Here is a 14,407-nt window from a genome sequence, read left to right as displayed (position 1 = left end):
AAACGGGTGCGTCTGTGGTCCGTTGCACCATCGCAAGGCTATGCGCAAACGGTATCGGATCGGCTCCTGACAAACCTTTCAGGTATTGCAATATACCGCCCGCCCGCCCGCCCGCCCGGCTGGCGCGGCGCTCGGTGCCAGTGCAAGGTCTTGCGCAGGAAAGACAAGGCCGTGGCCGGACCGCATCCAGCCACGACCGTGGAGGAGGAGGAAAACATGCGTAATGTGACCATCGACAACGTGACCGACGTTGTGATTTCATCTCTTGGCAAAAGTGGGCCGATCACGCCGCGTCAGCGTGAAATCATGGAGGCGCTGCTGCGCCACCTGCACGGTTTCTGCAAGGACGTGAACCTGACCCATGCCGAGTTTCTGGCCGCCTGCGACTATCTGGGCCGCGCCGGGGCGATCTGCTCGGACAAGCGGCAGGAATTCATCCTGCTGGGCGACATTCTGGGCGTCGAGGTGCTGGTAGACATGCTGTCGAACCCGATCACCGGCGGCGAGACCATTTCGACTGTGCTGGGCCCGTTCTTCCGCGAAAACGCGCCGGTGATGCCCAAGGGCGCCTCAACCGTGCAAAAGGCGTTCGACACGCAGGAAAGCGTGCTGGTCGAGGGCTATATCCGCGACACCGAGGGCAACCCAATTGCGGGGGCGATCATCGACGTGTGGGAAGATGCGCCGAACGGCCTTTATGAAAACCACGATCCCGACCAGCCCGATTACAACCTGCGTGGCCGCTTTGAAAGCGACGCGGACGGTCACTATGCCTTCCGCGCCATTCGCCCGGTGCCCTATCCGATCCCCGGCGATGAAACCGCGGGTGAGTTGATCCGCTTCATGGGGCATCACTGCATGCGCCCGGGCCATATTCATGTGATGGTGTCGCATGACGGCTATCGCCCGCTGATCTCGCAAATCTACGACTCGGAAAGCGCACATCTGGACAATGACTCGGTTTTTGCGGTGAAGGCGGATCTGATCGGAGAGTTCAAGAAGACGCCAGCGGGGGCCGATACTGATCTGACACTGCGCTTTGACTTTGCTCTGCCCCGGGCGGACGCTGCGCGCATGGCGGCCGAGTAAGGCCAAGCTTGCGCCGCGCCTCCTGACCCGGAACGCGCGGCGCGCATATTTGACTGGTGGGCCTGTTCCGGCCGCGTTTGAAGGACCAACCACATGAACAAGCCGGGTATTGCCGCCCTAAGCTCTCTGATCGCCGTGGGCGAGTTTGCCCGAGGGCGCGAGGTTGTCGCCGTGGAAACGGTCATTGTGGACGTGCCCACCACGCGGCGGCACCGCCTGTCGAATACCGAGATCACCGTCCAGTCCTACGTTATCGTCAAAGCCGCTTTGGCGGATGGCACCGTGGGCTATGGCGAGGCCGCTACTCTCGGCGGGCCGCGTTGGGCAGAGGAAAGCGTCGAGGCGATCAAGGCCAACATCGACACCTATCTGGCGCCTGCTGTGCTGGGCCGGTCGGTTCTGTCGTTCGAGGCGAACCAGTTGGCGATGCAGAAGGCGGCCAGCCGTAACAATGCCGCCCGTGCCGGGGTGGATGCCGCGCTGTTCGACGCGGCGGGCAAATCGCTGGGCCTGCCAGCCAGCCAGTTTCTGGGCGGCGCGCTGCGCGACAGGATCGAAGTGCTTTGGGCGCTGGCCTCTGGCGATGCCGATCAGGAGATCGAGGAGGCGCGGGCCAAGCTGGCCGCCCGCGAGCATCGCCGGTTCAAGATCAAGCTGGGCTTTCACAGCCCCGCCGACGACATGGCGCGCCTTGCCCTCATCGTGGCGGCCCTGCCGGGGTGCGACATTGTCTGTGATGTCAATCAGGGCTGGTCGGAGGCGACCGCCATCCGTTACTTGCCGCAGCTTGCCGAATTGGGCGTAGTGCTGATCGAACAGCCGCTGCTGCCCGGCCTTGTCGCAGCAACTGCCCGGGTGGCCGCCCGCAGCCCCATTCCCATCATGACCGACGAGGCGGCCTTTACCGGCCCCGAGATCGTGGCGCAGGCGATGGCGGCGGCAGGGTCGGTCTATTCGCTCAAACTGGTGAAAAGCGGCGGGTTGATGGAGCTCAAGCGCGCCGCCGCGATTGCCTCGGCCTGCGGGATGGAGCTGTATGGCGGTTGCCTGCTGGAAACCGGGCTGGGGGCCGCCGCGCATCTGGCGGTGTTTTCCACCCTGCCGCGTCTGGAATGGGGCTGTGAACATTTCGGGCCGCGCATCGTGAAAACCGATCTGACCAATGGCGAGGTGACCTTTAAGGATTTCCACATCCATTGCCCGCCCGGCCCCGGCCTTGGGGTGACGATCAACGAGGCCGCGCTGCGGTCGCTGGCACGGAAGGGGTGAACATGCCGCTGCTGCATTGGTCGCCTCGCTCGCCCTATGTGCGCAAGGTAATGGTCGCCCTGCATGAAAAGGGCCTGGCCGGGCAGGTCGAAACTGTCCGCACTCATGCCGATCCGCTGATCCCCCATCCTGGGTTGATGGCGCTGAACCCGCTGTCCAAGATCCCGACGCTGGAGCTGGAAGATGGCAGCGTGCTGTTCGACAGCCATGTGATCTGCCGCTGGGCCGATCGGGCCGGCCCTGCCTGTTCCCCGAAGATCTGGCTTCCGAGCGGGACGAGGCTTTGGGCACCGGCCTGTTAGATGTGGCCCTGCCCTGGCTGGTCGAGGCGCGGTTGCGGCCCGCTGCGCTGCGGTCGGAGGACATGATCGCGGTCTATCGCACCAAGATGAACCGCGTGGCCGACTGGCTGGAGCGCCATGTGCCCGCGATAGAAGCACGCGCCTTCGACATCGGGCATCTGAGCATCGGTGTCGCGCTGTGCTATCTGGATTTCCGCTTTGAGGCAGAGGTATGGCGCAGTGGTCGCCCGCGTCTGGCGGCGAGGCACGCGGCGTTCACCGCGCGGCCCTCGGTGCAGGCCACGACCTTCCGCGACGATCCGCGCCCGACCTAGCCCAAAGGCCTAGGTCGGGGCTTTGCGGGCGAATTTCCGGGTGATCTCCAGAAAGTTCATCACCTGTGGCGCGCGATTGTCCAGCCGGGCGTGGACGGTCAGCGCCGTGCCGGGATTGTCGCCGAGATAGGGCCGGTAAACTACGCCCGGCCGCTGTGTGCTGGACACCGATTCCGGCACCACCGACAGGCCCACGCCCACCGACACCAGCGAGATCGCGCTTTGAAAATCCTGCGTCAGTTCCAGCTTGGCCGGTTTGAAGCCTTCACGCGCGCAAATCTCCAGCACCAGATCGGCATAGCCGGGGCGGGGTCGGCGTGGGTAAAGGACAAACTCCTGATCGGCCAGATCGGCAAAGCGGATCTCGGGCAGCTGGCCAGATGCGAATTATCGGGCAGGGCCAGGATCAGCTTTTCCCGGCACAGCAATTCGCGGCGGAATTCGTCATCGTTCAGGGCGGGGCGGGCCACCGCCACGTCAATGTCGCGGGCAATCAGCGCGTGCGACAGTTCGGCATTGTTCATCGCCGACAGCGCCAGTTCCACATTCGGGTAGAACGAACGGTAGGACTTGATCAGCGTCGGCAGCACCCCGTGCGAGGCCGAGCCGACAAAAGCGATCCGCAAGCGCCCCCCGCCGCCGGTGCCCCCCAGCCGGGTTTCGCGGTAGGCGGCATCCAGACGCGACAGGATTTGCCGCGCGTGATCCTGCAACACCAATCCGGCTTGCGTCAGCCGAATCTGGCTGCGGCTGCGGTCGAAAAGCTGCACGCCGAGATCGGCCTCCAACGCGGCGATCTGCCGCGACAACGGCGGCTGCGCCATGTCCAGCCGGGTGGCGGCGCGACCGAGGTGCAGTTCTTCGGCGACGGCCAGAAAGTATTTCAGGCGCTTGAACTCCATCCCGTTCCCTCCCCGGAAACGACTGTTTCGGGTCTGATATATCAGGCTGCGATACCTTTCAGGTATTGCATCACATGGCCGCGTGCATTGCCAGCGTGGCTGTGTCGCGGTTTTGTGCCGCAGCACGGCAAAGGGGACTGACATGCGCATGATCCGATCAAACGGCATCTGGCTTCATAGCCGCGCGGATGGCCCGGCCACAGCGCCGCCGCTGCTTCTGATCAACTCGCTGGGAACCGATCTGCGGATGTGGGATGCGGTGATGCCCGGTCTGTCGCAGGATTTCCGGGTGATCCGTTTTGACAAGCCGGGACATGGCTTGTCGGAAACCGCGCCACGCCCTTACCGGATCGAAGCACTGGAGGCCCATGCGCGGGCGGTGTTGGACGGTTATGACGTGGCGGCGGCCGATGTGTTGGGCCTGTCGATCGGCGGGCAGATTGCGCTGTCATTGGCGCTGAACCATCCTAGGCGGGTGCGGCGTCTGGTGCTGTCGAATACTGCGGCACGCATCGGCACGGTCGCGATGTGGCAAGACCGGATCGCGGCGCTAGAACAGGGCGGTATCGCCCTGATGGCGGATGCAGTTCTGGAGCGCTGGTTTTCCACGGCCTGGCGGGCAGCACATCCGGGGGCGCTGGCGGGCTGGCGGGCCATGCTGTCGCGCTGCGATCTGACCTGCTATCTGGGCTGTTGCGATGCGCTGTCGGTTACCGATCTGACCGCGCGCTGCCGGGAACTGCAGATGCCGGTCCACCTGATTGCCGGTGCCGAAGACGGGGCCACGCCCCCGGCGCTGGTGCAGGCCACAGCGGGTATGATTCCACAGGCGGTGCTGACCTGCCTGCCCGGGGTCGGGCATCTGCCTTGTATCGAAGACCCGGTAGGCTATCTGGCGATCTTGCGCCTTGCCTTGCCCGCCGGGGCCGGGCGCCCCCAGTAACACCGCGCCAAGTCCCACCAGCTGATTTCAAGCTTGGTGGCGGCTTTGGCACCTGATTGCGCAACCACGCATGCTGTTTACGGCCTGTCCGAGCAAATGGGTCGATTGGGTGCAATCTGCAGAGCCTTGCCATCCATTCTGAGCCCGCTTGTCAGGCCGGGTCATTTGCGCCGGTCCGTGCCGCAGGGCATGTCGCACAAGAGACAGTTTCCCGACGGCAGACGAAGCCCTATCCAAAAGAGGCAATCCGGAGTCAGCACAGAGTTCAGGCGGAACGTGGTCCGTTTGGCTGGGGCGCTTCGGATCGAGCAAACCTTGGGCGTTGCCCGACCTGGGGAAACAGATCGCGCTGGGTGAAGAAGGAGGATCTTCACATCCAGCGTTTGAAACAGTTGGAGGAAAGATGAAAAACCTGTTCACGCGGTTCGCCGCGCCTGTTCTGCTGTGCACCGTTGCGACGGGGGCGCTGGCCGACAATACCTATACCGGCGCGCCGCGCACCTTCCTGTTCAACCCGGCGCAGGATGTCTGTTTCAAGGACACCTCGCAATACAAGAAGGATGGCCCCTATACGATCGGCTTTTCCAATGCCGGTCTGGGCGACAGCTGGCGGGTGGTCGCGGTGCATTCGATGATGAAGGCCGCCGCCGAAAACAAGGATCGGATCGCCAAGCTGATCATCACCGACGCGGGCCATGACGACAGCAAGCAGGTGGCCGACATTCAGGATCTGGTGTCGCGCGGCGTCGATCTGCTGATCGTGTCGGCCAATACCGCACAGGCGCTGGACCCGGCGGTGACCCGCGTGATGGAATCCGGCATCCCGGTTGTCATGGTGGACCGCCGCATTGAATCCGACAACTTCGTGACCTTCGTCACCGCGTCGGATGCGATCTCGGGCCGGTTGTTCGCGCAGTGGATTGTGGAAAAGCTGGGCGGCAAGGGCAATGTGGTGATGATGGGCGGGCAGGCTGGCTCCAGCCCGTCGGAAATCCGCATGAAAACCGCCATGCAGGTGTTCAACCAGTATCCCGACATCAAGATCGTCGAAACGGTCTATGGCGACTGGAGCCCGGTGAAGGCCAAGCAGGTCATGCAGTCGATGATCCAGAAATATGGTCAGGACATTGATGCCGTCTGGTCGGCGCATGGATTGATGACCCCCGGGTCCATCGAAGCCTTTGTCGAGGCGGGTTGGGCCGATGGCACCATTCCGCCCCATACCACGGCCGATGTGAACGGGCCGATGCAACTGGCGCTGAAACACAAGGTGCCGCTGCTGGAAGTGGGCTATCCGCCGGCGATGGCGGGCGAGTCGATCAAGACCGCGCTGAAGGTTCTGGAAGGGGCGCAGGTGCCCTGCATCAGCGAGATCAACAGCCAGATCGCCGTGACCGAGGGCGACACCACGCCGTCGATCGACACCAGGCTGCGCATTGACGAGATGGTCATTGCGAATGGCCCGGCCGATCTGCTGGTGACGGGGGGGATGGGGCCGGATTACGACCCGACCACCTTCTCGATCGACTACCCGCAATAATCCGGCGGCACACCGGACGCCGGGGCCTGCGCAGGGCCCCGGCTTGTTTTCGGGGAGGGAAAAATGCTGACTTTATCAAATGTCTCGAAATCGTTTCCGGGCGTGAAGGCGCTGTCGGGCATGCAACTGGATGTGCGGGCCGGGGAGATCCATGCGCTGGTGGGCGAGAACGGTGCCGGAAAATCGACGCTGACCAAGATCATCGCCGGGGTTTATCAGCCGGACGAGGGCCAGATCGAATTTGATGGCGAGATTGCCCATTGGGCCACGCCGGGCGCGGCCAAGGCTGCGGGCATCCATGTGATCTATCAGGAATTCGTCCTGTTCCCGCATATGACGGTGGCCGAGAACATCTTCATCGGGCACGAGCGGCGCGGGGCTTTCGGGCTGGTTGATCATCGCCAGACGCGCAAGGATGCGGTGGAACTGCTGCACCGGCTGGGCGTCGATATCGACCCGGATCGCCGTGTGGTGGAGCTGAGCGTGGCCGATCAGCAGATGGTCGAAATCGCCAAGGCGATGGTCCACAAGGTCAAGCTGCTGATCCTGGATGAACCGACGGCGGTGATCTCTGGCAAAGAGGTGGAGCTGCTGTTCCAGCGGCTGCAGGCGCTGCGGGCCGATGGGGTGGGGATCATCTACATCTCGCACCGGCTGGAAGAAATCTTTGAAATCTGCGACCGCGTGACCGTGTTGAAAGACGGGCAGTTCGTGGCCAGCCACCCCACCGCCGAGGTGGACCGGGACCGGCTGGTGTCGTTGATGGTCGGGCGCGACATGCAGGAACTTTTCCCGCCCAAGGCCGATCCTGCCACGATTGGCGCGGTGGTGCTGGAAGCGCGGGGCGTCGTGGCTGCGGGTCGGGTGCGCGGTGCGTCGATCAGCCTGCGCGCGGGCGAGGTGACGGCGCTGGCGGGCATGGTGGGATCGGGGCGGACCGAACTGGCGCTGGCGATCTTTGGCGGGCTGGAGATGACGGAGGGCGAGGTGGTGATCGGCGGGCAGACGTTCCGCAAGATGACCCCGGCCAAAGCCATCGCGCAGGGCATCGGGCTGCTGACCGAAGACCGCAAGGGGCAGGGGCTGGCCATGCTGCTGGATGTTGCCAGCAACATCACCGCCGCCGATCTGGATGCGGTCAGCCGCTGGGGCCTTGTGGACCGGCGGCAGGAGGATGCCATCGCGCGGGCTGAAATCACGGCCTATCAGATCGCCTGCCGGGGCCCGCAGAACCCCGTCGTCACCATGTCGGGCGGCAATCAGCAGAAAGTGCTGGTGTCGCGCTGGGCGCGGACCTGCCGCAAGGTGCTGATCCTGGACGAGCCGACACGGGGCGTCGATGTCGGCGCCAAGGCCGAGATCTATCGGATCATGCGCGAGATGGCGGCCAAGGGCATCGCCGTGCTGATGATCAGCTCGGAACTGCCCGAGGTGATCGGCATGGCGGACCGGGTGGTGGTCATGCGCGAGGGGATGATTGGCGGAGAACTTAGCGGCGACCAGATCAGCGAAGAGCGGATCATGCAGGTTGCCACCCAGAAGATCGCGGCTTGAGGGAGGGCGGCATGACAGTCATCAGGACACGCGCGCAAAGCGAATTTCTGCGACGCAACGGCAGCCAGATCATCGTGGTCGGCCTGCTGGTGGTGTTGGCCATCGTGGGGGTGCTGGTTTCGGATCGGTTCGCCTCGGTGAACAACATCATGAATATTCTGGAGCAATCGGTGACACTGGCCATCGTCAGCCTTGGCCAGACGTTGACGGTCCTGACGGGCGGCATCGATCTGTCGGTCGGCTCGTTGATCAGCCTTGCCAGCGTGCTGCTGTCGGGGATCACCAACGGCGATCCAGCGATGGTCTTTCCGGCGATCATGATCGTGCTGGCGCTGGGGATCTGTGTCGGACTGCTGAACGCGGCGGCGGTGATCTGGCTGAAGGTGCATCCGCTGATCGTGACGCTGGGCATGGGGGCGGCCCTGCAGGGGGTGACGCTGCTGTATACCATGGGCCCCGCAGGCAAGATGCCGCTGGGCTTTGACGTGCTGGCCTATGGCCGCTTTCTGGGGCTGCCGGTGGGCGCGGTGATCACCGTGGCACTGTTTCTGGGCACGGCTTTCTTCCTGCGCTATGCCCGCTTCGGGCGCTATGTCTATGCGATTGGCGACGATGCGGTGGGGGCGCAGTTGATGGGCTTGCCGCGGGCGAAGGTGCTGCTGTTCGTCTATGCCTTTTCCGGCTTCATGGCGGCGCTGACGGCGATCTTCCTCGTGTCGCGCTTTGGGGTGGGGCAGCCCTATACCGGCGCCAATTTCACCCTGACCTCGATCACCCCGGTTGTGGTGGGGGGCACCCTGCTGGCCGGGGGGCGCGGCGGCGTGATCGGCACGCTGCTGGGGGTCTATCTTGTCTCCCTTCTGAACAACGTCCTGAACTACATGGATATTTCGTCTCATTACCAGCTGATCGTGCAAGGGCTGATCGTGATCATCGCCGTGTCGGTCTATGTCGAGAAGAAGAGGAAGCTTTGATGTCACACGCGGTTGAACCCAATCTGTCCGGCATGGCATCCGGGGCCGAGGCCACCCGGGCCTGGCTGCAGCGCTATGCGTTGCATCTGTCGCTGCTGGTGATGATCGTCCTGTCGGCGGCGATCTCGCCGTCTTTTCTGAGCGGCGGCAATGTGTCGAACATGTTGTTGCAGGCGGCGCCGCTGGGCATGGTGGTGATCGGGCAGGTGTTCGTCATTCTGGTGCGTGGGCTGGATCTTTCGGTCGCCTCGGTCATGGCGACGGCGGCGGTTGTGGCCACCAGCTTCAGCGGGCAGGACGGAGATGCGCCGGTCATCTTCGCGCTGGCGCTGGCGATCGGTCTGGGCACCGGGCTGGTGAACGGGCTGCTGGTGGCGAAGCGCAATGTCTCGCCCTTTCTGGCCACGCTGGCGACGATGATCGTGCTGCAGGGGATGCGGTCGGCCTGGACGCAGGGGGCGCCCTCGGGCAATGTGCCGCCGGTGTTTCGCATCCTCGGGTCGGGGGCGATCTATGGCGTGCCCTATAACCTGATCATCACGGCGGTGCTGGCGGTGATCTTTTCGGTGCTGCTGGCCAAAAGCACCTTCGGGCGCAAGGTCTATATCACCGGCGGCAATCCGGTGACGGCGCGGCTGCTGGGCATCCCGGCCGATGGGGTGACGATCCTGTGCTATGTCATCTCGGGCGTGCTGGCGGCGCTGGCCGGGCTGATCCTGTCGGGCTTCGTGGGCATCGTGGACAACTGGGTGGGCCGCGGGTTCGAGATTGACTCGATCGTGGCGGCGGTGATGGGCGGGGTTGCGCTGTCGGGCGGCCGGGGCACCATTGCCGGGGGTCTGGTGGGGGCGGCGATCCTGATCGTGGTGTTCAACGCGGTGTTGCAGCTGGGCCTGCCGATCCAGATGCAGATCATCATCAAGGGCGTGGTGATCGTCATCGCCGCTGCGTTCTACATGCGGCGCAAGGCGGGATAAGCCGGGGGCCGCGCCTCAGCCTTTGGGTGGGCGCGGCACCTTGATCTTGCGGTACAGCGTGGCACGGGACATCCCGAGATAGCGGGCGGTTTCGGCCACATTGCCGCGATTGTGGCGCAGCGCCGCTTCGATCCGCGCGCTTTCCTGTTGGGATCGCGCGCGCAGATCATGGCCGTGGCTTTGGGCAAGCAAGTCATCAGGCAGGTCGCAGGCCGTGACCTGTGTTTCGGCAAGGACGACGGCATGGCGCAGGGCCTTGGTCAATTCGCGCAGGTTGCCGGGCCAGTGGTGGTTGACCAGAAGGGTCAGCACATCGGGGGCCAGCTCAAGATCGTCGCGCGACAGGGCCTCGGCCTCGCGGTGAAACACCGCCGCGATGATCTGACCCAGCGCCGGGGCGCTGCGCAGGGGCGGCAGTTCCAGCGTGGTGCCGGCCAGCCGGTGCGCCAGATCGGCCCGCAGCGTTCCCGCCGCGACAAGTTGCAAAAGCGGTTGGGCGGCGACGGTCATCAGCGCGATGCCCTGCGGCGCCAGTGCCGCGTCATCCTCCAGCAAGGCCAGAAGCGCCTGTTGCACCGGGCCGGGCAGTTCTTCGACCTGATCGAGGATCAGCGTGAAATCCTGCGCCCCGGTCAGGCTCTGAACCGTTGCGATGTTCTGGCCGGGATCGCCTGCCCCGTTGAGCAGGACAACGCGGCGGGCATCCTGTTGCACCGCGCCGGACACGGCACGGGCGAAGTGGGTTTTTCCAACGCCGCTTTCCCCACAGATCACAAGCGGTTGCCCGGCGTCGATCAGGCGCCGCGCGCGGGCCATGATCTGGCTGTGGCGCGGGTCGGGCGATGGGGCTGCGATCATCCGGGGCGGCGCGGGGGGACGCGCTGTTGGCGGGCGGGCATGGCCCGGCACCTCCCATCGGGCAAATATCCCCCCGGCGCCGTCGGTGACCGCACCGGGCGGCAGGTCGTCGGCCCGCATCAGGCTGCCCGGCGCCAGAATCTGGTCGATCCAGCCGCCTGCCAAGGGCGGATACGCCTGCCCGAGCAGCATCGCGGCGGTGGAGGTCGCAGCCACCACCCGCCCCAGATCGTCCAGCGCCAGCATGGCCATGGTCGCCGGATCCGCGAAATCCGCCTGCCGCGACAGGGTGACAAGGCGCTGCCCGCGCTGCCGCCTGCGGAAAAGCTGCGCTTCGATGCGCTGTGCCGATCGTTCGGCCAGGCCGCGCAACAGGCTGGCGGTGCGTGGCGTTTCGATCTGATGTGACGAGATGTTGACCATCCCCTCCACCCGCCCCTCGGCGCCCCGGATCGGGGCCACCGTGCAGGTCAGCGCCTTCAGAGACACATGGAAATGCTGGCCGCCGACGATGGACAGCGCGCGGCCCAGTTTCAGGCCGGTGCCGATGCCGTTTGTGCCTTCGGTTTCTTCGGTCCAGATCGAGCCGGGCGCCACGCCTGCGGCGCCCAGATCCTCCAGCATCGCGGGCGCGCAGCGGAACACCAGCTTCACCCCATCGGGTGCCGCCAGCGACACCAGATAGTCATCCTGCACAAGGTGGTGAAACAGCCGGTCGATTTCGGGCAGGGCGGCGCGGATCAGGTCTTCTTCCCGATCCACGGCCATATGCAGTTCCGATTGCGTCAGGATGGTCGGCCTGCGTCGGCAGTCCGGCAGGATGTGGTGAGAGTCCAGACAGCGGAGCCAGCTGTCTTCGACAAACGCAGGCAGGCTGGCGCCTGGCAGAGTGCCGAAGCGGCGCTGAAGGTCTTGCACCTCTCCTGTCGCGCGCAGCCCCATTACCCCCCCTTGCAATGGTTCCGATGCAGACTGCCAGTTTATGACAGGTCTGCCCGGAAACGCATCAGGAATCTGGGGGCGTCGTGGTTACTGGCTGGCCGCGCGGATCATGTTGCGGGCGATGACCAGTTGCTGGATCTGGGTCGTGCCCTCGTAGATGCGGAACAGGCGCACATCGCGGTAGAAGCGTTCGATCCCGTAATCGGCGACGTAACCCGCCCCGCCATGGATCTGCACCGCCCGGTCGGCCACGCGGCCCACCATTTCGCTGGCATACATCTTGCAGCAGGCGGCCTCGGTCGAGACGTTCTGGCCGGCATCCTTGCGGCGCGCGGTTTCCTCGATCATGCAGCGGGCGGCGAAGGCCTCGGTCTGGCTGTCGGCCAGCATGGCCTGCACCAGCTGCTTTTCGGCGATGGGTTCGCCGAACTGCTTGCGCGCCATCGCATAGGCCAGACTGTCGCGGATCAGGCGTTCCGCCGCGCCGGTGCAGACGGCGCTGATGTGCAAGCGGCCCCGGTCCAGCACCTTCATGGCGGTCTTGAAGCCTTGCCCCTCGCGGGCCGGGCCGCCGATGATCGCGCTGGCGGGCACACGGCAATCCTGCAGGATCACGTCGCAGGTGTGCGAGCCTTTCTGGCCCATCTTGCGATCCTTGGCACCCAGCGACAGGCCGGGCGTTCCGGCCTCGACCAGAAACGCGGTCACACCGGCAGAGGTTTTCGAACTGGGATCGGTGCGGGCAAAGACGGTGAACAGGCCCGCGCGCGGCGCGTTGGTGATGAAGCGCTTGGTGCCGTTCAGGATGTAGTGATCCCCGTCCTTGCGGGCAGAGGTGCGCAGGGAACCGGCATCCGACCCGGCCTCGGGTTCGGTCAGCGCGAAAGAGGCGATCATCTCGCCGGTGGCAAGTTTGGGCAGGTAGGCCGCCTTCTGCTCGGGCGTGCCGTCGATGATGATCCCCTGGCTGCCGATGCCGTTGTTGGTGCCGACGAGCGAGCGGAAGGCGGGCGAGGTTTGCCCCAGAACGAACGCGGCCTGCACCTCTTCGGCCATGGTCAGGCCAAGCCCGCCGTATTCTTCGGGGATGGAAAGGCCAAAAAGCCCCATGTCGCGGATGTCCTGAACCAGCTCGGCGGGGATGGCATCCTCGTCCGACACGCGTTCTTCGTTCGGGATCAGGCGTTCCTTGACGAAGCGATCCAGCGTGTCGAGGAATTGCGATAGCGTTTCGGGGTCGAGGCTCATGGCGCTGCTTGTCCTTCCGTGGTCAGGGTGCGTGTCGGAACCCATTGCGGCTGACACGGGTCGCGGCGGGTCAATCCTGTGACGCAGGCATGGGCTGCCTGCTGGCCTGTGACGCAGGCGTTGGCAACCTGCTGGCAAGAGGTTGGATACCAACCGGAAATCAGAAAAAGAACTGGGCGTTTGCGGCAGGCTGCCGTCTGCCGCCTGTCGCACAAGAGACAGTTGTCCGGGGCTGGGCGGCGCCCTTAACTGTCGGCTGTGCCACTGCCGTTTGCGTGCCTGCGGTTCAGCTCTTCCCCGGATCACGCTTTGAAACGCGCGGTGGCACACAGTCATTCCAAGGGAGGAAACACCGATGAAGGCACTGCGCTTTCACGCAGCGAAAGACCTGCGCGTCGAAGACATTCCGCTGCCGACCGAACCCGCCGCCGACGAGGTGGTGATCGAGAACCGTTTTGCGGGCATTTGCGGCACCGATCTGCACGAATATGCCTATGGCCCGATCTTTGTGCCCAAGGATTCCTCGGGCGCCGGTGTCGTGCAAGTGCTGGGCCACGAATATGGCGGCACCGTTACCAGGGTCGGCCGCGATGTGACCCATGTGAAGGTCGGCGACCGCGTGTCGGTGCAGCCCTTCATCACCCCGCGCAGCGGCGACTATTATGTGGATCGCGGCCATTTCAACCTGTCGGATCAGATGCGGCTGGCCGGGCTGAGCTGGATCGGCGGCGGCATGGCGGAATCGAGCCTGCTGAAAGGTTACAACGTCTACAAGGTACCGGATGACCTGACGGACGAGGATGCGGCGCTGGTCGAACCGACCGCCGTGGCCGTCTATGGCGTGGACCGTGGCGGGGTGAAGCCCGGCGACTCGGTGCTGGTGACCGGGGCGGGGCCGATCGGTCTGCTGACACTGCTGGCCGCCCGGGCCGCAGGCGCCGTGCAACTGTTCGTGTCGGACCCCAACGCCACCCGTCTGGCGATTGCGAAAGAGATCATCCCCGATGTGGTGACGATCAACCCGCGCGAGCAGAACGTGGGCGACGTGATCCGCGCCGCGACCGAAGGCGGCGTGGGCTGCGATGTGGCGCTGGAATGTGTGGGTAACACGCTGGCCTTGCAGGCCTGTGTCGATGCGGTGCGCAAGCGCGGCGTCGTGGTGCAGATCGGGCTTCATGCGGGCGAGGCGCCAGTGAACTGGTTCAACGTCGTCTACAAGGACATCGACCTGCGCGGCTCCTGGGCCTACACGTCGCAGATGTGGCCGCGCGTGATGCGGCTGATCGCCTCGGGGCAGATCCCGGCCCGCAAGGTGGTGACCAAGACGGTGACGCTGGACAGCGTGATCGTCGATGGGTTTGACGCCCTGCTGGATCCGGCCGGCACCCAGTTGAAGATCCTGATCGACCTGCGGCGCTGAAGGGGCGCGGGCGGCGCCTCCTCCGCCGCTCCACCTGCACCGCAGATTGCCAAGGCGCGCTCTCCCTCGCGCCTT

At 64.9% G+C, this 14,407-nt stretch carries 14 protein-coding genes; 10 read left to right on the top strand and 4 right to left on the bottom strand.

The features are described from left to right. Positions 1 to 216: 216 nt before the first annotated feature. From BMX43_RS17240 to BMX43_RS20035, 4 genes are all read left to right on the top strand, one after another. Positions 217 to 1,089 (top strand): dioxygenase family protein, encoded by an 873-nt coding sequence (locus BMX43_RS17240; RefSeq protein WP_091303444.1) that lies wholly within the window; start codon positions 217 to 219, stop codon positions 1,087 to 1,089. Positions 1,090 to 1,182: 93 nt separating this feature from the next. Next, on the top strand, positions 1,183 to 2,358 hold the full coding sequence (locus BMX43_RS17235) for a muconate/chloromuconate family cycloisomerase (RefSeq protein WP_091303407.1): 1,176 nt from the start codon (positions 1,183 to 1,185) through the stop codon (positions 2,356 to 2,358). Positions 2,359 to 2,360: 2 nt separating this feature from the next. Beyond that, the gene (locus tag BMX43_RS20040) at positions 2,361 to 2,660 is read left to right on the top strand and encodes a glutathione S-transferase N-terminal domain-containing protein (RefSeq protein ID WP_217643980.1); all 300 of its coding nucleotides are present in this window, start codon (positions 2,361 to 2,363) and stop codon (positions 2,658 to 2,660) included. Beyond that, entirely contained in the window at positions 2,642 to 2,974 is a 333-nt protein-coding gene (locus BMX43_RS20035; RefSeq protein ID WP_217643979.1) for a glutathione S-transferase family protein, read from the top strand. The genes BMX43_RS20040 and BMX43_RS20035 overlap by 19 nt, the downstream gene beginning before the upstream one ends. 9 nt (positions 2,975 to 2,983) lie before the next feature. Here the strand turns inward: BMX43_RS20035 and BMX43_RS20475 are convergent, their stop codons facing one another. Then, positions 2,984 to 3,322 carry a LysR substrate-binding domain-containing protein gene (locus tag BMX43_RS20475; protein WP_342711768.1) on the bottom strand — a complete coding sequence of 113 codons (339 nt, stop codon included), beginning with the start codon at positions 3,320 to 3,322 and terminating at the stop codon, positions 2,984 to 2,986. Then, the gene (locus BMX43_RS17225; RefSeq protein WP_342711764.1) at positions 3,211 to 3,876 is read right to left on the bottom strand and encodes a LysR family transcriptional regulator; all 666 of its coding nucleotides are present in this window, start codon (positions 3,874 to 3,876) and stop codon (positions 3,211 to 3,213) included. Before BMX43_RS17225 ends, BMX43_RS20475 begins: the two co-directional genes overlap by 112 nt. A gap of 142 nt (positions 3,877 to 4,018) precedes the next feature. On the opposite strand from BMX43_RS17225, the gene pcaD reads away from it, so the two are divergent. From pcaD to BMX43_RS17200, 5 genes are all read left to right on the top strand, one after another. After that, complete coding sequence (pcaD, locus tag BMX43_RS17220) at positions 4,019 to 4,819, top strand: 3-oxoadipate enol-lactonase (RefSeq protein ID WP_091303406.1); 801 nt, start codon at positions 4,019 to 4,021, stop codon at positions 4,817 to 4,819. Between the two features lie 403 nt (positions 4,820 to 5,222). Next, on the top strand, positions 5,223 to 6,359 hold the full coding sequence (locus tag BMX43_RS17215) for an ABC transporter substrate-binding protein (RefSeq protein WP_091303405.1): 1,137 nt from the start codon (positions 5,223 to 5,225) through the stop codon (positions 6,357 to 6,359). 63 nt (positions 6,360 to 6,422) lie between these two features. After that, positions 6,423 to 7,913, top strand: coding sequence for a sugar ABC transporter ATP-binding protein (locus BMX43_RS17210; RefSeq protein WP_091303404.1), 1,491 nt, complete (start codon positions 6,423 to 6,425; stop codon positions 7,911 to 7,913). Positions 7,914 to 7,924: 11 nt separating this feature from the next. Further along, positions 7,925 to 8,887, top strand: coding sequence for an ABC transporter permease (locus BMX43_RS17205; RefSeq protein ID WP_091303403.1), 963 nt, complete (start codon positions 7,925 to 7,927; stop codon positions 8,885 to 8,887). Then, positions 8,887 to 9,864 (top strand): ABC transporter permease, encoded by a 978-nt coding sequence (locus tag BMX43_RS17200; RefSeq protein ID WP_217643978.1) that lies wholly within the window; start codon positions 8,887 to 8,889, stop codon positions 9,862 to 9,864. The genes BMX43_RS17205 and BMX43_RS17200 overlap by 1 nt, the downstream gene beginning before the upstream one ends. Positions 9,865 to 9,879: 15 nt before the next feature. Here the strand turns inward: BMX43_RS17200 and BMX43_RS17195 are convergent, their stop codons facing one another. Together BMX43_RS17195 and BMX43_RS17190 are read right to left on the bottom strand one after the other, a co-directional pair. Next, positions 9,880 to 11,640, bottom strand: a complete 1,761-nt coding sequence (locus BMX43_RS17195; RefSeq protein WP_175482159.1) for a sigma-54-dependent Fis family transcriptional regulator — start codon at positions 11,638 to 11,640, stop codon at positions 9,880 to 9,882. Positions 11,641 to 11,751: 111 nt separating this feature from the next. Then, positions 11,752 to 12,912 (bottom strand): acyl-CoA dehydrogenase family protein, encoded by a 1,161-nt coding sequence (locus BMX43_RS17190; RefSeq protein ID WP_091303401.1) that lies wholly within the window; start codon positions 12,910 to 12,912, stop codon positions 11,752 to 11,754. 355 nt (positions 12,913 to 13,267) lie between these two features. On the opposite strand from BMX43_RS17190, the gene BMX43_RS17185 reads away from it, so the two are divergent. Next, a complete protein-coding gene (locus BMX43_RS17185; RefSeq protein ID WP_091303400.1) occupies positions 13,268 to 14,332 on the top strand; it encodes a 2,3-butanediol dehydrogenase in 1,065 nt (354 codons plus the stop codon). Positions 14,333 to 14,407 lie beyond the last annotated feature (75 nt).

It is taken from the genome of Gemmobacter aquatilis (assembly GCF_900110025.1).
Taxonomy (GTDB): Bacteria; Pseudomonadota; Alphaproteobacteria; order Rhodobacterales; family Rhodobacteraceae; genus Gemmobacter; species Gemmobacter aquatilis.
This window is presented reverse-complemented; position numbering and strand designations above follow the sequence as displayed.

Excerpts from the sequence above, each read along its gene's own strand:
- BMX43_RS17240 (WP_091303444.1), top strand. The coding sequence starts at position 217 with ATGCGTAATGTGACCATCGACAACGTGACCGACGTTGTGATTTCATCT.
- BMX43_RS17225 (WP_342711764.1), bottom strand. The coding sequence starts at position 3,876 with ATGGAGTTCAAGCGCCTGAAATACTTTCTGGCCGTCGCCGAAGAACTG.
- BMX43_RS17185 (WP_091303400.1), top strand. The coding sequence starts at position 13,268 with ATGAAGGCACTGCGCTTTCACGCAGCGAAAGACCTGCGCGTCGAAGAC.
- pcaD (WP_091303406.1), top strand. The coding sequence starts at position 4,019 with ATGCGCATGATCCGATCAAACGGCATCTGGCTTCATAGCCGCGCGGAT.
- BMX43_RS20040 (WP_217643980.1), top strand. The coding sequence starts at position 2,361 with ATGCCGCTGCTGCATTGGTCGCCTCGCTCGCCCTATGTGCGCAAGGTA.
- BMX43_RS17205 (WP_091303403.1), top strand. The coding sequence starts at position 7,925 with ATGACAGTCATCAGGACACGCGCGCAAAGCGAATTTCTGCGACGCAAC.
- BMX43_RS17215 (WP_091303405.1), top strand. The coding sequence starts at position 5,223 with ATGAAAAACCTGTTCACGCGGTTCGCCGCGCCTGTTCTGCTGTGCACC.
- BMX43_RS17235 (WP_091303407.1), top strand. The coding sequence starts at position 1,183 with ATGAACAAGCCGGGTATTGCCGCCCTAAGCTCTCTGATCGCCGTGGGC.
- BMX43_RS17190 (WP_091303401.1), bottom strand. The coding sequence starts at position 12,912 with ATGAGCCTCGACCCCGAAACGCTATCGCAATTCCTCGACACGCTGGAT.
- BMX43_RS17210 (WP_091303404.1), top strand. The coding sequence starts at position 6,423 with ATGCTGACTTTATCAAATGTCTCGAAATCGTTTCCGGGCGTGAAGGCG.
- BMX43_RS17200 (WP_217643978.1), top strand. The coding sequence starts at position 8,887 with ATGTCACACGCGGTTGAACCCAATCTGTCCGGCATGGCATCCGGGGCC.